The sequence below is a fragment of the Streptomyces sp. OZ13 genome, from assembly GCF_052068155.1.
In the GTDB taxonomy this organism is placed as follows: Bacteria; Actinomycetota; Actinomycetes; order Streptomycetales; family Streptomycetaceae; genus Streptomyces.
Genome location: NZ_JBQHCZ010000003.1, coordinates 209,107 through 226,434 on the forward strand (window position 1 = coordinate 209,107; position 17,328 = coordinate 226,434).

The window sequence follows — 17,328 nt, forward strand, 5'->3', positions numbered from 1 at the left end:
CCGCCCGGGGCGCGGAAACCCCGAGGAAGGCCAGACGCCGCATGCTGCATTCGTCCGAAGGACGCCCCGCGCACCCGAGCATCCTGCTCCTGTCGACGTCCGACACCGACCTGCTGAGCGCACGGGCGGCGGCCGGCCCGGTCCCGTACCGCTTCGCGAACCCGTCGCGCCTCGCGCTCGAGGAGCTGCCCGCCCTGCTGGAGGGCACGGGCCTCGTCGTCGTACGTCTCCTCGGCGGCCTGCGTGCCTGGCAGGACGGCATCGACCTGCTCCTCGCGCAGGAGCGGCCCGTCGTGGTCCTCACCGGTGAACAGGCGCCCGACGCCCAGCTGATGGAGGCGTCCACCGTCCCGATCGGCATCGCGGCGGAGGCCCACGCCTACCTGGCGCACGGCGGCCCGGCCAACCTGGAGCAGCTCGCCCGGTTCCTGTCGGACACCGTGCTGCTGACCGGTCACGGCTTCGAGCCTCCGGCCGCTGCCCCGACCTGGGGCCGCCTCGCCCGGACCCCGCGCCGCGAGGTCACCGGCGGCCCGCTGATCGCGGTGCTCTACTACCGGGCCCACCACATGAGCGGCAACACCGCCTTCGTGGACGTCCTGTGCGGCGCGATCGAGGACGCGGGCGGCCGCGCGCTGCCGCTGTACGTGGCCTCCTTGCGGGCCCCGGAACCGGAACTGCTCGAGCAACTGGCCGCCGCCGACGCCCTGGTGACCACGGTCCTCGCGGCCGGCGGCACCCGCCCCGCGGACGCGTCCGCGGGCGGCGACGACGAGTCCTGGGACGCGGGCGCCCTCGCCGCGCTCGACGTGCCGATCCTTCAGGCGCTCTGCCTGACCGGGTCCCGCGCCGCGTGGGAGGAGAGCGACGAGGGCCTGTCCCCGCTGGACGCGGCCGGCCAGGTCGCCGTCCCCGAGTTCGACGGGCGGCTCATCACCGTCCCGTTCTCCTTCAAGGAGATCGACGAGGACGGGCTGCCGTCGTACGTCGCCGACGAGGAGCGCGCCGCCCGCGTGGCCGGCATCGCCGTCCGCCACGCCCGCCTGCGCCACATCCCGAACGCCGACAAGCGCCTCGCGCTGGTGCTGTCCGCGTACCCGACCAAGCACTCCCGTATCGGCAACGCGGTCGGCCTGGACACCCCCGCCTCCGCCGTCTCCCTGCTGCGCCGGCTGCGCGCGGAGGGTTACGACTTCGGTGACGAGGCGGTGCCCGGCCTGGAGTCCGGCGACGGCGACGAGCTGATCTACGCGCTCATCGATGCCGGCGGTCACGACCAGGAGTGGCTGACCGAGGAGCAGCTCGCCCGCAACCCCGTGCGCATCCCGGCGGCGGACTACAAGCGCTGGTACCGGGCGCTGCCCGCCGAGCTGCGCGCGTCCGTGGAGGAGCACTGGGGGCCGCCGCCCGGTGAGATGTTCCTCGACCGGTCCCGCAACCCCGAGGGCGACATCGTGCTCGCCGCGCTGCGCCGCGGGAACCTGCTGATCCTCATCCAGCCGCCGCGCGGCTTCGGCGAGAACCCGATCGCGATCTACCACGACCCCGATCTGCCGCCCTCGCACCACTACTTGGCGGCCTACCGCTGGATCGCGGCGTCCACGGACGACGGAGGCTTCGGCGCCGACGCGATGATCCACCTGGGCAAGCACGGCAACCTGGAGTGGCTGCCGGGCAAGAACGCGGGCCTGTCCGCGGCGTGCGGCCCCGATGCCGCCCTCGGCGACCTGCCGCTCGTCTACCCGTTCCTCGTGAACGACCCCGGCGAGGGCACGCAGGCCAAGCGCCGGGCGCACGCGACGCTGGTCGACCACCTGGTGCCGCCGATGGCGCGGGCCGAGTCGTACGGCGACATCGCGCGCCTGGAGCAACTGCTGGACGAGTACGCGCAGATCTCGTCCATGGACCCGTCCAAGCTGCCCGCGATCCGCGCCCAGATCTGGACCCTGATCCAGGCCGCGCGGCTCGACCACGACCTCGGCCTGGACGACCGCCCGGACGACGACGGCTTCGACGACTTCCTGCTGCACGTCGACGGCTGGCTGTGCGAGGTCAAGGACGCGCAGATCCGCGACGGTCTGCATGTGCTGGGCGGCGCCCCGACCGGCCCCGAGCGGGTGAACCTCGTCCTGTCCATCCTCCGTGCCCGTCAGATCTGGGGCGGTTCGCAGTCCCTGCCCGGTCTGCGCGAGGCCCTCGGGCTGGACGAGTCCGCGGCGACGCGTACCACCGCCGACGAGGCGGAGGCCACCGCCCGTGCGCTCGTCGAGGCGATGGAGGCCGCCGGCTGGGACCCGGTCGCGGTGCCGGCGGACCTCGGCAAGGACGTCGAGGCGATCCTGCGTTTCGCCGCCGTCGAGGTCGTACCGCGCCTGGCCCGTACGACCGACGAGCTGGACCACGCCGTCCACGCGCTGGCCGGCGGTTTCGTTCCCGCGGGGCCGTCCGGTTCGCCGCTGCGCGGGCTGGTCAACGTACTGCCGACCGGCCGCAACTTCTACTCCGTCGACCCGAAGGCCGTGCCGTCTCGTCTGGCGTGGGAGACCGGCCAGGCGCTCGCGGACTCGCTGATCGAGCGCTACCGCACCGACAACGGCGAGTACCCGGCCTCCGTCGGCCTGTCCCTGTGGGGCACCAGCGCCATGCGCACCGCCGGCGACGACGTGGCCGAGGCGCTGGCCCTGCTCGGCATACGGCCCGTGTGGGACGACGCGTCCCGCCGGGTCACCGGCCTCGAGCCGGTCCCGCTGACAGAACTCGGCCGTCCCCGGATCGACGTCACCCTGCGCATCTCCGGCTTCTTCCGCGACGCGTTCCCGCACACCATCGGCCTGCTGGACGACGCCGTCCGCCTCGCCGCCTCCCTCGACGAGCCGGACGGGTCCAACTACATCCGGGCCCACGCGCGGGCCGACCTGGCCGAGCACGGCGACGAACGCCGTGCCACGACGCGGATCTTCGGCTCCCGGCCGGGCACCTACGGCGCCGGCCTGCTCCAGCTGATCGACTCCCGCGACTGGCGCACGGACGCCGACCTCGCCGAGGTGTACACGGTGTGGGGCGGCTACGCCTACGGCCGCGGCCTGGAGGGCCGCCCGGCCCGCGCCGAGATGGAGACCGCGTACAAGCGGATCACCGTCGCCGCGAAGAACACGGACACGCGCGAGCACGACATCGCCGACTCCGACGACTACTTCCAATACCACGGCGGCATGGTCGCCACGGTCCGCGCCCTGCGCGGCACGGCCCCCGAGGCGTACATCGGCGACTCCACCCGACCGGAGACGATCCGCACCCGCACCCTCGTCGAGGAGACGTCCCGCGTCTTCCGCGCCCGTGTCGTCAACCCCCGCTGGATCGCGGCGATGCGCCGCCACGGCTACAAGGGCGCCTTCGAACTGGCCGCCACGGTCGACTACCTCTTCGGCTACGACGCGACGACGGGCGTCGTGGCGGACTGGATGTACGACAAGCTCACGGAGACGTACGTCCTCGACCCCGAGAACCGCGCCTTCCTCCAGCAGGCCAACCCGTGGGCCCTCCACGGCATCGCCGAACGGCTCCTCGAGGCGGAGTCCCGCGGCATGTGGGCCAAGCCGGACCCCGCGGTGCTGGAACAGCTGCGCCAGGTCTTCCTGGAGACCGAGGGCAACCTGGAGGACGACGACGCCTGACGGCCGGCGGCCGGTCCGCGGGCGCGTCCGGCGCCCGCGGCCGGCCCGCACGTCTACGGCTCGGACAGCTCCAGGGTCCAGTCGCCGTCGGCGGTCACATTGACGTAGTACGGCCCGGCGCTGGCCATCTGGGCGACGGCGGCGCCGTCGAAGTCCCCTGTCTCGTTGAAGACGAGATCCTGCGCCCTGCCCTTCGCGTCCAGCACCGTGACGGCGAAGTCGTTCCCCGCGCTGTGGGTCGCCCGCACGGCAACGGTCTTGTCCGCCGCGAAGGGTCCTATGACGTGATCCCCGCTCCCCGTGGAGCTCTGGGGCAGTTCCGCCGCCGGCCGGTCGCGGGGCTGTGTGATCTCGACGCTCCACGGAGCGTCCGCGTCGACCAGGAGAGCGTGGTCGCCGGCCTGCACACCGGCGGCCCTGGACCCGCTGTAAGGGCCGACCCGGTTGGCGACGACATCCCTGACCTGTTGCTTGTCGTCGAGCAGCTCGACGATGAAGTTCCCCTTGCAGGACGGGCACTCCGCCCGCAGGACGGCCAGACCACCGGTCAGCGCGAAGGGCTTCGTCACCTGGTCCCCCGTGCCGCTGAGCTCGATCGGCGGCGGAACGGACGGCGTCGGCTGCGCCACGCTCCGCCCGGCCGCGACAGCGGACGGCGCGTGACCGGCGCCGCCTGCGGCCATGACCACACCGACCATGACGATCAGGGCGACCAGGGCCCGGGCGAGAACCACCCACCCACGCGCGCCCCGGGCCGACGCAGGCTCCCACGGTCCGTGCCGGTCCGCCATGCCCGACTCCTTCCCTTGCCCGCCGGCGCCCCAGCAACCGCCGACCCCACCTCCACGATCCGCCGCCCACCGCCCCCCGCAACTCGAACCCCCATGGCGCCCGGCCCGACCCGGCCGCTCCCGCCCCGGCGCATGCACGTAACGTGACCCGCTCACTCCCCGTCGTCACAACGGCCACGGGCCGGTGCCCGCCGTCGGTGTCGGTGTGCTCGACTACCGTTCCCGCATGGCGCTCACAGACATAGGACGGCTCCAAGTCCTTCAGGCCGTCGCGGAATTCGACGCGATCGGTCAGAACACGTTCCTGAAGCGGTACGGCTTCGGCCGGGCACGCGACTACTTCCTCGTCGTCGACGGAAAGCGCTACGACTCCAAGGCCGTCCTGGGGGCCGCTCACGGTTTTCTCCCCGGTCTGCAGCCGCTGCGCCGTGACGCCTTCTCCGGGGGCAAGGAGCACACGGTCAAGCTGCTCCGCGCCCTCGGCTTCGAGGTTTCGGACGCCTCCCAGGTCTCCGGAGCCGCCATCGGGACCGCCCCCGCTCACGAGGAATTCCTCCGACGCGTGCAGGGCCTGAGGGCGGCCCGCGCTGCGAAAGGACCGCGCCTCTACCAGCCGATCGCTCTGCTGTGGGCGATCGGCCGGGCGCGCCGGGGGGAGACCCGCAGCCTCGCGTGGGCCGAGACCGACGAGGCGATCGGTGCGCTGCTGAAACGTCACGGGGCGCGAGGGGAGCGTCCGCGCCCGGACTACCCCGTTCTCGCTCTCCACGGCGCGGGATTGTGGACACTCGAGGGCCACGTCGGTGAGGTGCCCGCCGCACACGGCGACTCCGAGCTCAGGAGCTGGTTCGCCGAGCAACGGCCGAGTGGCGGGCTGGCCGAGCCGTTCCACGACATCGTGCGCCGCTCGGGCCATGCCCGGATATCGGTGATCGAGGCCGTCCTCGCCAAGTATTTCGAGGGTCTCGACCCTGTTCCGCTGCTCGAGGACACCGGCCTGTACGACGAAGGTGTCGCGGACGACGCGCAGCTTCGGGAGCCGGTCGTGGACACGGCCGTGACGGCGGCGGCGCAGTACGAGAAGTGGTGCCGCCTTCTCGACGGCCGAGGGGAAGCCGGAGGCGTCCGGCGGAGAGCGAGCCTGCGAAACGGTCCCGTACGGTCGGGCGTTGCCCGGCGGGCCGTGCTCGCACGGAGCCGGGGGGTGTGCGAGAACCCGGCCTGCGACGGCCAGCCCGCCGATGTGACCGACGCGGGCGCGCCGATCCTCGAGGTCGACCACATCATGGAGATCGCCAAGGGCGGCCCGGATCATCCGAGCGTGATGGCCGCTCTGTGCCCCAACTGCCATGCGGTCAAGACCAGAGGGCGGTCCCGGGAAGCCCTGCGTGCCACCCTGCTGGAAGTCGCGCTCGCCGCCCACCTGCGGCTGAAGCGCTCGGCCGACGGCTGAAAGGTCCGCGCCCCGCAGCCCCGCGGTCGACTTCCTACGCGGACGCCGCGGCGACGCAGAATTCGTTGCCCTCCGGGTCCGCCATCACGATGTGGTGCCCGTCGAACGTCTCGATGACGCTGCCGCCCGCCTCGACCAGCCGCTGTGACGTCGCCCGGACGCGGGCCCAGCGCTCCTCCGGAGTGCCGTCGCCCGGCACGCGGACGTCGAGGTGGAGGCGGTTCTTCGCCGTCTTCGGCTCCGGGACCTTGAGGATCGACAGGCGGGGGCCGGTGCCGTCCGGGGCGCACAGCCATGCCCCGTCGTCGGCCGAGTCGTCCTCCGGCAGGTCGAACTGGGCGAGCCACTCCTCCCGGGTCCTGTACGGGGCGGGCGGCGGCTCGTCGATGTACCCGAGGGCCGTCTTCCAGAACGCGGCGAGGAGCTGCGCGTCGGCGCAGTCGAGGGTCAGGTCGAAGGTGACTGTCATGCGGGCGACGGTAACGGCCGCCTACGACAACGCCCCCGGCGTTCCACAGCGCCCCCGGCGGCCCCGGACCCGGGCCGTTTCACGACCTGCGGCAGGGGCACCCGGCCGCCGATGGACCAGGACACGGACGGGAAGACCACGTCGAGTCTCCGCGGGGACACCTGTGCCCGACCGCCCCCGGCGCCCCCCGCCCCGACGCCGCGCGCGGCGGAACATTGTGACGAGGAGACCCTGAGGAGATTCCCATGAAGATCGGCATCATCGGCGCGGGCCGCGTCGGCTCGACCCTGGCCCGCCATTTCGTACGCATCGGCCATGACGTGGTCATCAGCAACTCCAGGGGCCCGGAGACCCTCGCCGGGCTCGTCGACGAGATCGGCGGCACCCTGCGGGCGGTCAGGGTCGAGCAGGCCGCGACGTTCGGGCAGGTCGTCGTGGTCAGCATTCCGTACGGCCGGTACAAGGAGCTGCCGAAGGACGCCCTCAAGGACAAGGTCGTGATCGACACCTGCAACTACTACGCGCAGCGCGACGGCCACGACGCCGAGCTCGACGACGACCGCACGACCTCCAGCGAGAAGATCCGCGCCCATACGAACGCCAACGTGGTGAAGGCGTTCAACGCGATCCACTGGGAGAACCTCCGTGACCGCGGCCGGCCCAAGGGGGACCCCGGCCGGCTGGCGATCCCCATCTCCGGGACCGACACGGAGGCCAAGGCCGTGGTCGCCGGGCTGATCCGGGACATCGGCTTCGACCCCGTCGACGCCGGCGACATCGGGCGGGGCGGCCGCAGTCATCAGCCGGGGGCCCGCCTCTACGGCGCCGAGCTGAGCGCGGAGGAGGCGAACGACCTCCTCAGGGCGGGCGCCGCGACCTGAGCCCGGGGTCCGCTGCCCGGGGTCCGCTGCCCGATCTGCCTGCCCCGCGGCCCGGCACCGCCCCCGTTTGGGAGTCCCGCGCCGTGCTACCCGTCCTGCGCGCGCCGCCCGGGCGCCGCCGCACACGACGAGGAGATGACGATGGCCATGACCGCGTCCGCGAAGGACATGCTGAACACCTATCCCGCCGACCTCGGCGGCGTCGACCCGGACGCCATGAGCCGCTGCATCGAGGCGTGCGCCGCCTGCGCACAGGCGTGTACGGCCTGCGCCGACGCCTGCCTCTCCGAGGGCATGGTCGGCGACCTGACGAAGTGCATCCGCACCGACATGGACTGCGCCGACATCTGCACCGCCACCGCGGCCGTCCTGTCGCGCCACACCGGTTACGACGCGAACATCACCCGCGCGATCGTGCAGGCTTGTGCGATCGCCTGCAAGGCCTGCGCGGACGAGTGCGCGAAGCACGCCGACATGCACGAGCACTGCCGTCTCTGCGCCGAGGCGTGCCGGACCTGCGAACAGGCGTGCAACGAACTGCTCGCCACCCTCGGATGAGACAACTCCGCCGCCGCGCCAAGGCGTTGCGGACCCGGCGGACAGGCGGACGGGCACGGGACGGCGTGAGCGCCGACCCGGCCGTCCGTTCCGCTCCCGCCCGTAAACGCCCTGCGTGTCAGGCGAGTTGAACGCGAGGCGGGTCACCGGGGAACGAGCCGTCCCCCGGCTGATTGGTCTAGGTTGGGACCTGGTCGAGGAATCGTTTCGCGCCCAGGAGGCCCACTCGTGTCAGAACACGACCCCCAGCTCGCCGCCGCCGCAGACATACGCGCCCGGATCGACACGAGCAAGCCCCATTCCGCCCGTTTCTGGAACTACTTCGTCGGCGGCAAGGACCACTACGAGATCGACCGCGAGACCGGCGACCACATCAAGGACATCTTCCCGGGCCTCGTCGACGTGGCGCGCACGAGCCGCCAGTTCCTGGGACGCGCGGTCCGCCATCTCGCGGGCGAGCAGGGCATCCGCCAGTTCCTCGACATCGGCACCGGCCTGCCCACCGCCGACAACACCCACGAGGTCGCGCAGCGCGTCGCCCCCGACGCGCGGATCGTGTACGTCGACAGCGACCCGCTCGTGCTGGCGCACGCCCGGGCCCTGCTCACGAGCACGCCCGAGGGCAGGACGGCGTATCTGGACGCCGATCTCTACGCCCCCGAGGAAATCCTCAAGGCCGCCGAGGGCACGCTTGACCTGTCCCGGCCGGTCGCGCTGATGATCCTCAACACGCTCGGCCACGTCGCCGACCACGACCGGGCGCGGGACCTGGTGAACCGGCTGATGGCGGGTCTCCCGTCGGGCAGTTACCTCGTGATCAGCGACAGCACCGCCACCAGCCCGGGCATGATCGCCGCGTCCGAGGCGTACAACGCCAGTGGCGCGGTGCCGTATTACGTGCGGAGCGTCGACGAGATCGCCGCGTTCTTCGACGGCCTGGAGGTGGAGGAGCCCGGAGTCGTCCAGGTGACGCAGTGGCGCCCGGAGTCCGACGACACGGCCGACGCGAAGGCCGTGGACGCGTACGGCGCGGTGGGCCGCAAGCCGTAGCGGAGCGGAACGACGCCGCCGTCCCCGGCTCCCGGGGACGGCGGCGCTGCTACTGCCCTTGGGCGGACGGCCGTTCAGGGAAGGGCTGCCCTGGGACGACCTTCCTCAGGAAGGCCGGCGGAACAGCGCCGACCAAAGGAAGGCCTCGCCGAAGCACGGGGACCCGTCCGGTTCGTCGCGCATACGACGCAGCTCGACCTCCTCCAGGTCGGAGAAGATCCACCGCAGCGACTCGGGCGTGTAGGCGAGGCCGCCGTGCAGCCGGGACTGACCGTAGAAGTCGGCGTCGGGCAGTTCGGATCCCATCGCGCCCGACGCGAAACAGGTGAGGGCGAAGCGACCGCCGGGAGCGAGGACCCGGTCGAGGAGCCGGCGGTAGCTGACGCGCCGGTGCGGCGGCAGATGGTGGAAGCAGCCCGAGTCGTAGACCAGGTCGTACGGGCCGCCGAATTCGACCGGGTCGAGAGCGAAGGCGTCACCGCGGTGGAACCGGACCGCGCTCCCGGCCCCGGTCTCGCGTGCGCGTTCCTCGGCCCAGGAGATCGCCACCGGCGACAGGTCGACGGCGTCCACCTGGAAGCCCAGTGCGGCGAGGTGCAGGGCGTTGCGGCCGGGGCCGCAGCCCAGATCGAGCGCCCGGCCCGGGGTGATCAGGCCCCTGTCGAGGTACGAGACCAGGTTCTCGTCCGGCTTCGCCACGAAGAACGGCACGGACTTGGAGCGGTCGCTGTAGAAGCCGTCCCACCAGTCGGCCGCACCCTCGGTCCAGCGGTCGGCCTCCGGCGCGAACAGCCCGTCCAGAAGCTTCATGACGTCGTCGACCGTACGTATGCCCCGATCCATCGGGACCCCCTTTCAACGATGATCGAACGCTACGGCCGAACGGCACAGAAGCCCAGCTCAGGGCCGGTGCGAGCGTTCTTCGGAAAGCCTCTGGACGGGCGCCCTGCGGGCTGTCGGCCAGCCGGTCGAGCCCTGCCCCGCGCCGCGCGCACACGTCGTCGGGCGCCCCCGCCGAAGGCGCTGAGGACGGCAGAACGGCGGACGCCGGAGCGGGTTTTCCGGGCGTCACGGCGGAGATTCCGCTGCTCCGTGTGGCGCCGCTAGTCAACTTTGACTACTCTTCTCCGCGTGACCGAGAAGACCATCCCCCTGCTCCCCTGCCACGCCATCCAGCCGGTGGTCGACTTCTACACAGCGCTGGGCTTCGGGACGACCTTCTTCCAGAAGAGCCCCTATCCGTACGCGGTCGTGGAACGCGGCCCGGTCCAGCTGCAGTTCTTCGCCATGAAGGGGTTCGACCCCGCGGAGTCCTACTCCGGCTGCTACATCGTCACGGACGACGTCGAAGGGCTCTACGCCGCCTTCCGCGGCGGCCTCAAGGCCGCCTACGGGAAGATCCCCGGCCGCGGACTGCCGCGGATGGGGCCGCTGAAGGACATGTCCTACGGGATGCGGCAGTTCCTGATGACCGATCCCGGCGGCAACAGCATCCGCGTCGGCCAGGAGATCGGGGAAGCCGGCATCCAGGAACAGGACGGGGACCACGACGCGCGTCGGAAGGGGAACGACCCCGGAAAGGAGGGCGCGGAACCGGGCGGCGGCCACAGACGGCCGGTCCCCGGGCGGTTCGCGCGGGCGCTGCGCACAGCCGACCTCTTCGTCGATTCCAAGCAGGACCTGCCGGGCGCAGCGAAGATCATCGACCGCGCCCTGCGACTCGACGGCGAGCAGCCCGATCCCCCGCAGCTGCTGCGCCTGCTGGTGCTGCGCGCGGATGTCGCGCACCGGCTCGGCGACGAGGAGACGGCTGAGCGCATGCTGGCACGGGCCGCCGGGCTCGAGCTCGGCGCGGACGAGCGCGCCTCCGCCCGCGACGCCCTCGCACGTCTCGCCGAGCTCCGGTCCTGACCGTCCCGGCCGGCTTCCGTCGGCCGGGACGGGCGCGGCACCGGCAAGGGGACCGTACCCCGGCCGGCCGCTCCCCGGATGCCTCCGGCCTGGGGAGACGGCAAGGTGGCCTTCGCCAGGACCTTCCCCGACCGGACGAGGAGCGCTCGTGTCCGTGACCCCTTACCGGCATGCCGCCGTCGTTGCCGCGACCGTGCTCCTCGCCCTCACCGCCGCGGGCTGCTCCGGCCTCGACCGCACCGCCGTGGGCACGCTCACGTACGAGACCGGCCACGCACACCACACGACGGTCACCAGCCCCGAGGTCATCGGCTGCCACCACTTCGAGCACCCCGGCGCCGTCGCGGTCGAGAACGAGACGGAGACCGACGCCATCGTCTACCCGACGGACGACTGCTCCGGCGGCGAGTCGATCTACATTCCGTCGATGACGTCCGACGTCGCGGCGCCGGGCGCGGGCCCTTGGCTGAGCTACAGCTTCGTCCACTAGCCGCGGCCCGTCGACGGCCCGGCACGTGACGCTCGGAAAGAGCTCAGAAGAGGACCCGGGCCGCGTCGAGGGCCGCAGCGGCGTCCTTGTCCCCCTCGTACACCAGCTCGCCGCGCGCGGGTCGCCCCGACACGTGCCGGGCGAAGGCGATCGCGTCCGCCCGCAGGACGACGTCGGGCGGGCCGCTGCCCAGCCGATGACGGCCGCCGGCCGGGCCCGACAGTTCGAGCAGGCACGGCGGCCCGGTCCAGCCGAGCGCCAGGTCCAGCACGATCTGGTTCACGATCTCGCGGTCATGGTCGTCGAGGACCAGCTCGACCCCTGTGGCGTCGCTGATGTCCACGCGGTGCATCCACGTGTCCCGGGCGACCAGGACGCTGTTCAGGTAGTCCATCGAGTCCTCGGGGAGCGCCTTCCCCTCGGGAAAGATCATGCTGAGCCGCATCCGCTTCCGGACCGGGGCGGGCATGCGGCGCAGGGAGCGGGCGCCCCGAGGGGCGACGCGGGCGAACTCGGCGGCCAGTTCCGGACCCGGCACGTCGCCGCGTTCCTCGACCTGGCGGGCGTTGTGACCGTCGAGCGGGCCGAGACCGGGGTGTTCCTGCCGGCCGCGCCGCATCCGGCTGATCATGAGCCACGGCTTGGGCAACTCCTCGTACTGCCCGACCTCGTGGGCGACCATGTCGCGGACCGTCCAGCCCGCGCAGGCCGTGGGCCGGGACCATGCCTGGGGCTCGTCGCCGAGCGCGCGCATCGTCGCGAGCGAGGCACGTATTTCCGCCTCGTTCACCTCGCGTGCCCGCGCGGCGGAGGTCCGGGGGATCTCCCGCGCGGAGACAGTCGGCGTGGCCATCGTGCACCTCCTCAAGCCCCCGCTCTCAGGCTACGCCGGGCCCCGTACCCTCGACCCGGCCCGCCCGCACCGCCGCGCCGCTCACGCAGGGCCACGTACCGCTGCACCGTCCTGCTGCCGTTCCCCTGGGCATGTCCCGCCCTGCATGCGACGGAGGCCTGCCGCTCCATCGGCCTGTACGGGCCGCGGCACCGCTATGCGCCGGCCGCGCGTCGGCCGAGGACGGGCTCGGCCAGCAGTCTGGCCATTCCGCAGAGCGTCTGGCCGTGCCGGGCGAAGAGCTCGTCGCGCGAGTCGAAGTGCCCGAGGTCCCCGAGGACGTGGGCCGAGAGGTCGCAGGGCGCGCCGGTGGACGGGCAGGCCGTCGACCCGTCCCAGTCGATCGCCGTCCGGGACAGCGCCTCGAAGAGCGTCTCCGCGCCGGCGTTGGTGAAGCCGCCACCGGGAGCGCCACTCAACTCCCCGAGGTCCCCGAAGAGTTCGGAGACCGTCAGCCATGGCGCTGCGGGGTGCCCTTCCGGCGAGAGGCCGTCGATCCGGAATTCCGGCCATGCGAGGAGGACCTGGTCGGGGACGATCTGGTGCAGGCGGGGAAAGCGCGGATACCAGAACGTTCCGTCGACCACGAGTCCGCGTACCCGCGTGGCGACCCCGGACGCCCGCGCGACGGACTCCAGGACGGCCAGGCGCTGGCTGCAGGAACCCCGGCCGCGGCGCAGGACGTCCGACACGGGCCGCTCGTCCTGCACCGAGTACACCGGTCGTACGGCTTCGGCGATCCACCGATGCGCCCTCCGCAGGGCCTGCACCTGGTCCTCGGCGGCGTTTTCGGGAGCCGACGCGGTCGTCGTGCCGAGGCCGCTGACGAGCTCGGCAACCCCGGGGTGCCGCCAGTCGAGGATCCGTGTCGGCTCCGTGCTGCCCTCGGCGATTCCCATGGGGGCCGTACGCGCACGGACACGGCCTCGCGGCCGGAGAAGCGAGCTCGTCATCCGACGACGTCCTTTCGTCCAGCGCCGGGTGTACACGGCCGGCCGGGGACATCGTGGCAGAGTTTTTGAACGCGCTCAACTATGTCGTCGGCCGACCCGCTCGGCTGCCCGGTCACCGGCCGCCCCACCGCCCGGGCCGCCTGCGGGCGTGGCACGAGCGGGCCGCCGGCGACCGGGCCGGCGGCCTCCCGCCCCGGGCCTGTTACGACCGCCCGGCGGCGACCTGCGCGCCCACCACGTCCAGAGCCGCTCCCCACGGGTACGCGCCCGCCTGTTCCTGACCCTGCCCCTGGGCCTGGCCCGGCTCGTGCGGGGCGAGGCCGTTCTCGCCGTAGCCGTACAGGACCGATACGCCGGCCGAGCGGAGCGTCTCCACGGATCTTTCGAACTGCGGGTGCCGGGCGAACGCGGCGTTCACGCAGGGCACCGCCACCGTCGGGACGCCCCTGCCGATCGCTTCCGCCGCGGCTCCCACCACGAACGACGAAGTGAGGCCCAGGGCCCATGCGTTGAGGCTGTTGAACGTCACCGGCGCGAACAGGACAGCGTCGGCCGACGGCCAGATCTCCGGCTCTCCGGGCCGGTCGTAGGTGAAACGGACCGGGTGGCCGGTGAGCACCGCCAGCCCGTCGAGGCTGGGCTCCAGCCAGCGTGCCGCGTCGGGCGTCAGGCCGAGACATACGTCCCACCCGCCGGCCTGCGCCTGCTCGATCACCTGGGCGACGTCGAACACGGGAGGCGCGGCGGAGCAGAAAAGATGCAGTGTCGTCCTCGTCATGCGCTCCATCCGATCACACGCCTCCGCACGTCCAGGAGCGCAATCCCGTACGCCCCCTGGATCGCTTCATGATCTTCACCACCTCATGCCCCGGCCGGCATGCCAGGATGCGCGGCATGGACCTGGACCTGGGACTGGATCAGAGGCTCGTCGACGCGGCGCTCGCGCAGTTGAACCGCCGGTGGCCTGCCGACGAGCCGGGCGGGGCCGCCGCGCTCCGTCTGGACGACGGCGGGATACTCACCAGCGTCGGCCTCGACACCTGAACGGCGGGGTGTCCCTCTGCCACGAGACCGGCGCGATCTGCCAGGCGTACACGCTGAACCGGCGGGTCACGGCGTCGGTCTGCGTCTACCGGGACCCGGAACGGGACCAGGTACTGATCCTGCCGCCGTGCGGCATCTGCCAGGAACGCCTCGCCATGTGGGGCCCAGAGGTCCAGGTCGCGGTCCCGGACGCCGGCTCGGCGACGGGATGGTGCGTCCGTACGCTCCGGGACGTCAACCCGTACTACTGGGGTTCGCAGTTCACGGACGACGGCATGTGGCCGTCACAGAAGTCCCACTCCGAGTAGGGCGTTTGCCGGGAACGGGAATCCGCCGCCGTCATCTGATCGTTCAGGCAGCATGGCTGTCATCCACCGCACCACCATGACCCCCGGCAAGCTGGAACTCCTCGCCGCCTGGCTGCCCTCGCGGCCCTGGTACGAGGGCACGGCGAGCCGGCCTGAACTGTCCAAGGCCGGCGGCTTCCGCCTCGACGACCCCAAGGGGGAGGTGGGCATCGAGTTCATGGTGGTCACCGACACCTCCGGCGACCGGCCGCGCTCGTACCACGTACCTCTCAGCTACCGTGGGGCGCCGCTCGAGGGAGCCGACGCGGCCGCTCTCATCGGCACGTCCGAGCACGGCGTCCTCGGCACGCGCTGGGTGTACGACGGGACTCATGACCCGGTCCTCGTCGAACAGTTGCTCGCTCTTGTCGAGGGCAACGCCGAGCCGCAGGCGCAGAGCGTGAGCGACACACCCGACCCCTCGGTCACCGCGCACCTCGCCGGAGCCCCGCTCCCGCCCACGGTCACGCCGGCGCCGGTCACCGACGACGAGCACGGGACGCACCTCGCGGTGTCCCCCGGCCTGGTCCTCCACGTGACCCGCCGCCTGGACCCCGCCGCTCCGATGCCGGATGCGAGGGCCCACGTCACCGCGAGCTGGCACACCCCGGACGGCACCGAGAACCGCTCCCGGTTCGCCGTCCTCGGTGACGCGACACCCTGACGCAACGGGCAAACGCCGGTCGCCTCCGCCGCCTTCACGGCCGGCGCACCCCGGAACGTGACGTCTCCCCGGACTCCGCGCCGTCCCTCAACGGAACCTCAGGAGTTCGGTGGGTGGTCGGCCAGGGGGCGACCGACGATGTGTGCGGGGGCGCTTGCCGACAGCCGAACTCCGCATCGGTCGCCTCGGCCGGCAGGGAGACGATCTGAAGCCGGGAGAGGGCGTGGATCACCGGGTCGAGGCGACAGAAGGGCCACGGCCCGTCGGTCACTCGCTGCCCCGCGGCACGGCGATCAACAGGCCGCGGCCTTCGTCGCGATGGCGGCGAACCGGGACGCCTCAGGGTCGTAGGACGATCCGGTGAGATCACCGAGGACATGGACATCGGTGAAGCCGGCTTCGTTCAGCTCTCCGGTCAGGTCCTCCAGGGTGAAGTAGCGAACCCAGTTGAAGAAGGCCCTCGTCCGCCCGGCCTCGAAGATCTCGTACTTGTCCAGCGATACGTACTCGCGCTCGTACCGGTAGGTGTTGTGGAATCCGAAGTAGGGCCGGTCGGACCAGAATCCGTCCATGAGCGACGGCGCGTAGGTCGACCGCTCCCGCACGTCGGCGAACGCGGATGCGGAGTCGACATCGAAGACGAAGGAACCACCGGTCTCGAGATGCTCACGAACCGTACGCAGAAGCGCCTTCCGTCCGTCCGGAGGCAGCGCACAGTAGTCGCGCATGACCAGCAGGATCAGGTCGTATCGAGCGTCGTCCCGGTAGGTGAGGTAGTTCTGGCGCAGATGGCGGACGGACAGCCCCTCGGTGCGTGCCAGTGAGTCGGCGTGGCCGAGCGAGCGGGCGGAGATGTCCAGGCCGGTGACGGACGCACCCGTGCGAGCGAGGCGCGTGGTGTAGAGGCCGGGGCCACATCCGAAGTCGGCGATGCGCCGACCTGCGCCGACATCGAAGCGGTCGGTGATCCAGGCCACGACCTGTTCCAGGTACTCCGCCCGGTAGGTGGAGAGATCGACGTGCGGATCGAGGTGAGCGGCGAGCATCCGCTCCGAAATGTGAGGGTCGGTCCACAGCTCCGGTGTCGTCACCTGTCCGTAGACGGCGGGGCGGGCGATGACAGCCGAGAGTTCTTCGAACATGGGGGCCACTTCCGTGATTCGTGTGATGCTGCAGAAGAACGGCATCCAGCGCGCACAGGAGGGGGCGACTCCTGCGCCGGAGTGCCGGGTGTTCGCCGAAGGGCCTGCGCCGAGGACGGCGCAGGGGCGCCTGCTGGTCACGGCATGCCGGATGAAGCAGCCCGGGGCCGGAATGTGCCGTATGGGGCACGCAGGGGCCGGCGGGCTGCCGGGGCACGGGAACGTCAGACTTACGGGCGCATGAGAGAGACCATAGGCACTGCGTTCGTCCCAGGGCAAAACAGTTGTGCGCGGCGCGCGCCGCGGCCGCAGGTGCGCCCTCAGAGGCAGCGCGACGCGCAGGCGGATGCCCGGGGCTGTGGTGGCAGGTGGACCGGCCACGGCCCGAGGTCCACTCCAGGGGCGACTCTGCTGCTTCGTGGTACTACGGGCCGCCCGCAGCGCGGGCCTTGGCGGCCGTCCGAATCTGCTCGGTATTCAACCCGGCCTGTTCTGTGAGCGTCGCAAGGTCGAAATAGATCTTCTCGCCGGCCATGAGATCGCCTTTGAACGGGACGACGTTGGCGAATTGCACGGCAAAAGACCCACCGCTCGGAGGTACGCCCAGCCAGGCGCCACCGCTCGTCCCGCGCAACGTGCCCCAGACGACGAGAACGTCGTCCCCGAAAGCGATGCCCTGGTCGTCGGGGCTGAGATCGGGAAATGCGGTGAAGTATCCCACGTAAGCGGCTCGGGCCGCTTCCCTGCCCTCACTCCGCAACCCGAGCGGCACCGTCTCGAGGAAACAGTCTTCGGCGAACGTGGCGAGGATGGCGTCATAGTCCCGGGCGGCTTCGGCCTCTCGGTGAGCCTCGAAAAGGCGGAGCATCGCATCGCGGTCCATGCTGCGCTCCGTCCTTGAGGTCTTCTTCCAGCCTATGGCGGTGACCTGGGTGGCGCCTGACATCACGCCTCCGCCGACCGGTCGGCCGGCGCACGGTGCCCGGCGTGCACTTCCCTGGGTCCCGGA

18 protein-coding genes are annotated in these 17,328 nt (G+C 71.8%); 10 read left to right on the forward strand and 8 right to left on the reverse strand.

The window, feature by feature from the left end:
- The first annotated feature begins 41 nt into the window (after positions 1-41).
- Positions 42-3,674, forward strand: a complete 3,633-nt coding sequence (cobN, locus tag ACTMTU_RS07965; RefSeq protein WP_441262778.1) for a cobaltochelatase subunit CobN — start codon at positions 42-44, stop codon at positions 3,672-3,674.
- A gap of 53 nt (positions 3,675-3,727) precedes the next feature.
- Here cobN and ACTMTU_RS07970 read toward each other — a convergent pair whose 3' ends face one another.
- Positions 3,728-4,465, reverse strand: coding sequence for a hypothetical protein (locus ACTMTU_RS07970; RefSeq protein ID WP_441262779.1), 738 nt, complete (start codon positions 4,463-4,465; stop codon positions 3,728-3,730).
- 226 nt (positions 4,466-4,691) lie between these two features.
- Here ACTMTU_RS07970 and ACTMTU_RS07975 point away from each other — a divergent pair, with 226 nt between their 5' ends.
- On the forward strand, positions 4,692-5,918 hold the full coding sequence (locus ACTMTU_RS07975; RefSeq protein ID WP_441262780.1) for an HNH endonuclease: 1,227 nt from the start codon (positions 4,692-4,694) through the stop codon (positions 5,916-5,918).
- Positions 5,919-5,952: 34 nt separating this feature from the next.
- Here ACTMTU_RS07975 and ACTMTU_RS07980 read toward each other — a convergent pair whose 3' ends face one another.
- On the reverse strand, positions 5,953-6,387 hold the full coding sequence (locus ACTMTU_RS07980; RefSeq protein ID WP_441262781.1) for a VOC family protein: 435 nt from the start codon (positions 6,385-6,387) through the stop codon (positions 5,953-5,955).
- 245 nt (positions 6,388-6,632) lie between these two features.
- Here ACTMTU_RS07980 and ACTMTU_RS07985 point away from each other — a divergent pair, with 245 nt between their 5' ends.
- The 3 genes from ACTMTU_RS07985 (at position 6,633) to ACTMTU_RS07995 (ending at position 8,876) form a co-directional block, all read left to right on the forward strand.
- Positions 6,633-7,268: an NADPH-dependent F420 reductase gene (locus tag ACTMTU_RS07985; RefSeq protein WP_441262782.1), complete on the forward strand. Its 636-nt coding sequence runs from the start codon at positions 6,633-6,635 to the stop codon at positions 7,266-7,268.
- Between the two features lie 147 nt (positions 7,269-7,415).
- Positions 7,416-7,826, forward strand: coding sequence for a four-helix bundle copper-binding protein (locus ACTMTU_RS07990; RefSeq protein WP_441263156.1), 411 nt, complete (start codon positions 7,416-7,418; stop codon positions 7,824-7,826).
- 228 nt (positions 7,827-8,054) lie between these two features.
- Positions 8,055-8,876 carry an SAM-dependent methyltransferase gene (locus tag ACTMTU_RS07995; RefSeq protein WP_441262783.1) on the forward strand — a complete coding sequence of 274 codons (822 nt, stop codon included), beginning with the start codon at positions 8,055-8,057 and terminating at the stop codon, positions 8,874-8,876.
- A 105-nt stretch (positions 8,877-8,981) separates the two neighbouring features.
- Here the strand turns inward: ACTMTU_RS07995 and ACTMTU_RS08000 are convergent, their stop codons facing one another.
- Complete coding sequence (locus ACTMTU_RS08000; RefSeq protein WP_441262784.1) at positions 8,982-9,719, reverse strand: class I SAM-dependent methyltransferase; 738 nt, start codon at positions 9,717-9,719, stop codon at positions 8,982-8,984.
- 288 nt (positions 9,720-10,007) lie between these two features.
- On the opposite strand from ACTMTU_RS08000, the gene ACTMTU_RS08005 reads away from it, so the two are divergent.
- Both ACTMTU_RS08005 and ACTMTU_RS08010 read left to right on the forward strand, forming a co-directional pair.
- Positions 10,008-10,787: a VOC family protein gene (locus tag ACTMTU_RS08005; protein WP_441262785.1), complete on the forward strand. Its 780-nt coding sequence runs from the start codon at positions 10,008-10,010 to the stop codon at positions 10,785-10,787.
- A gap of 148 nt (positions 10,788-10,935) precedes the next feature.
- Positions 10,936-11,277, forward strand: coding sequence for a hypothetical protein (locus ACTMTU_RS08010; protein ID WP_441262786.1), 342 nt, complete (start codon positions 10,936-10,938; stop codon positions 11,275-11,277).
- 43 nt (positions 11,278-11,320) lie between these two features.
- On the opposite strand, the gene ACTMTU_RS08015 is transcribed toward ACTMTU_RS08010, so the two are convergent.
- The 3 genes from ACTMTU_RS08015 to ACTMTU_RS08025 form a co-directional block, all read right to left on the reverse strand.
- Positions 11,321-12,130, reverse strand: coding sequence for a maleylpyruvate isomerase family mycothiol-dependent enzyme (locus ACTMTU_RS08015; RefSeq protein WP_441262787.1), 810 nt, complete (start codon positions 12,128-12,130; stop codon positions 11,321-11,323).
- A gap of 194 nt (positions 12,131-12,324) precedes the next feature.
- Complete coding sequence (locus ACTMTU_RS08020) at positions 12,325-13,122, reverse strand: transglutaminase domain-containing protein (RefSeq protein WP_441262788.1); 798 nt, start codon at positions 13,120-13,122, stop codon at positions 12,325-12,327.
- A gap of 202 nt (positions 13,123-13,324) precedes the next feature.
- Complete coding sequence (locus tag ACTMTU_RS08025; protein ID WP_441262789.1) at positions 13,325-13,900, reverse strand: flavoprotein; 576 nt, start codon at positions 13,898-13,900, stop codon at positions 13,325-13,327.
- A gap of 68 nt (positions 13,901-13,968) precedes the next feature.
- On the opposite strand from ACTMTU_RS08025, the gene ACTMTU_RS08030 reads away from it, so the two are divergent.
- Genes ACTMTU_RS08030 through ACTMTU_RS08040 form a run of 3 tightly spaced genes read left to right on the forward strand, consistent with a single transcriptional unit; the run spans position 13,969 to position 15,177 of the window.
- Positions 13,969-14,166 (forward strand): hypothetical protein, encoded by a 198-nt coding sequence (locus tag ACTMTU_RS08030; RefSeq protein WP_441262790.1) that lies wholly within the window; start codon positions 13,969-13,971, stop codon positions 14,164-14,166.
- 8 nt (positions 14,167-14,174) lie between these two features.
- Positions 14,175-14,474 (forward strand): hypothetical protein, encoded by a 300-nt coding sequence (locus tag ACTMTU_RS08035; protein ID WP_441262791.1) that lies wholly within the window; start codon positions 14,175-14,177, stop codon positions 14,472-14,474.
- Positions 14,475-14,526: 52 nt separating this feature from the next.
- Positions 14,527-15,177 (forward strand): maltokinase N-terminal cap-like domain-containing protein, encoded by a 651-nt coding sequence (locus tag ACTMTU_RS08040; protein WP_441262792.1) that lies wholly within the window; start codon positions 14,527-14,529, stop codon positions 15,175-15,177.
- 293 nt (positions 15,178-15,470) lie between these two features.
- Here the strand turns inward: ACTMTU_RS08040 and ACTMTU_RS08045 are convergent, their stop codons facing one another.
- Positions 15,471-16,319: an SAM-dependent methyltransferase gene (locus ACTMTU_RS08045; RefSeq protein ID WP_441262793.1), complete on the reverse strand. Its 849-nt coding sequence runs from the start codon at positions 16,317-16,319 to the stop codon at positions 15,471-15,473.
- A 424-nt stretch (positions 16,320-16,743) separates the two neighbouring features.
- Complete coding sequence (locus ACTMTU_RS08050) at positions 16,744-17,265, reverse strand: ester cyclase (RefSeq protein WP_441262794.1); 522 nt, start codon at positions 17,263-17,265, stop codon at positions 16,744-16,746.
- Positions 17,266-17,328: the final 63 nt, after the last annotated feature.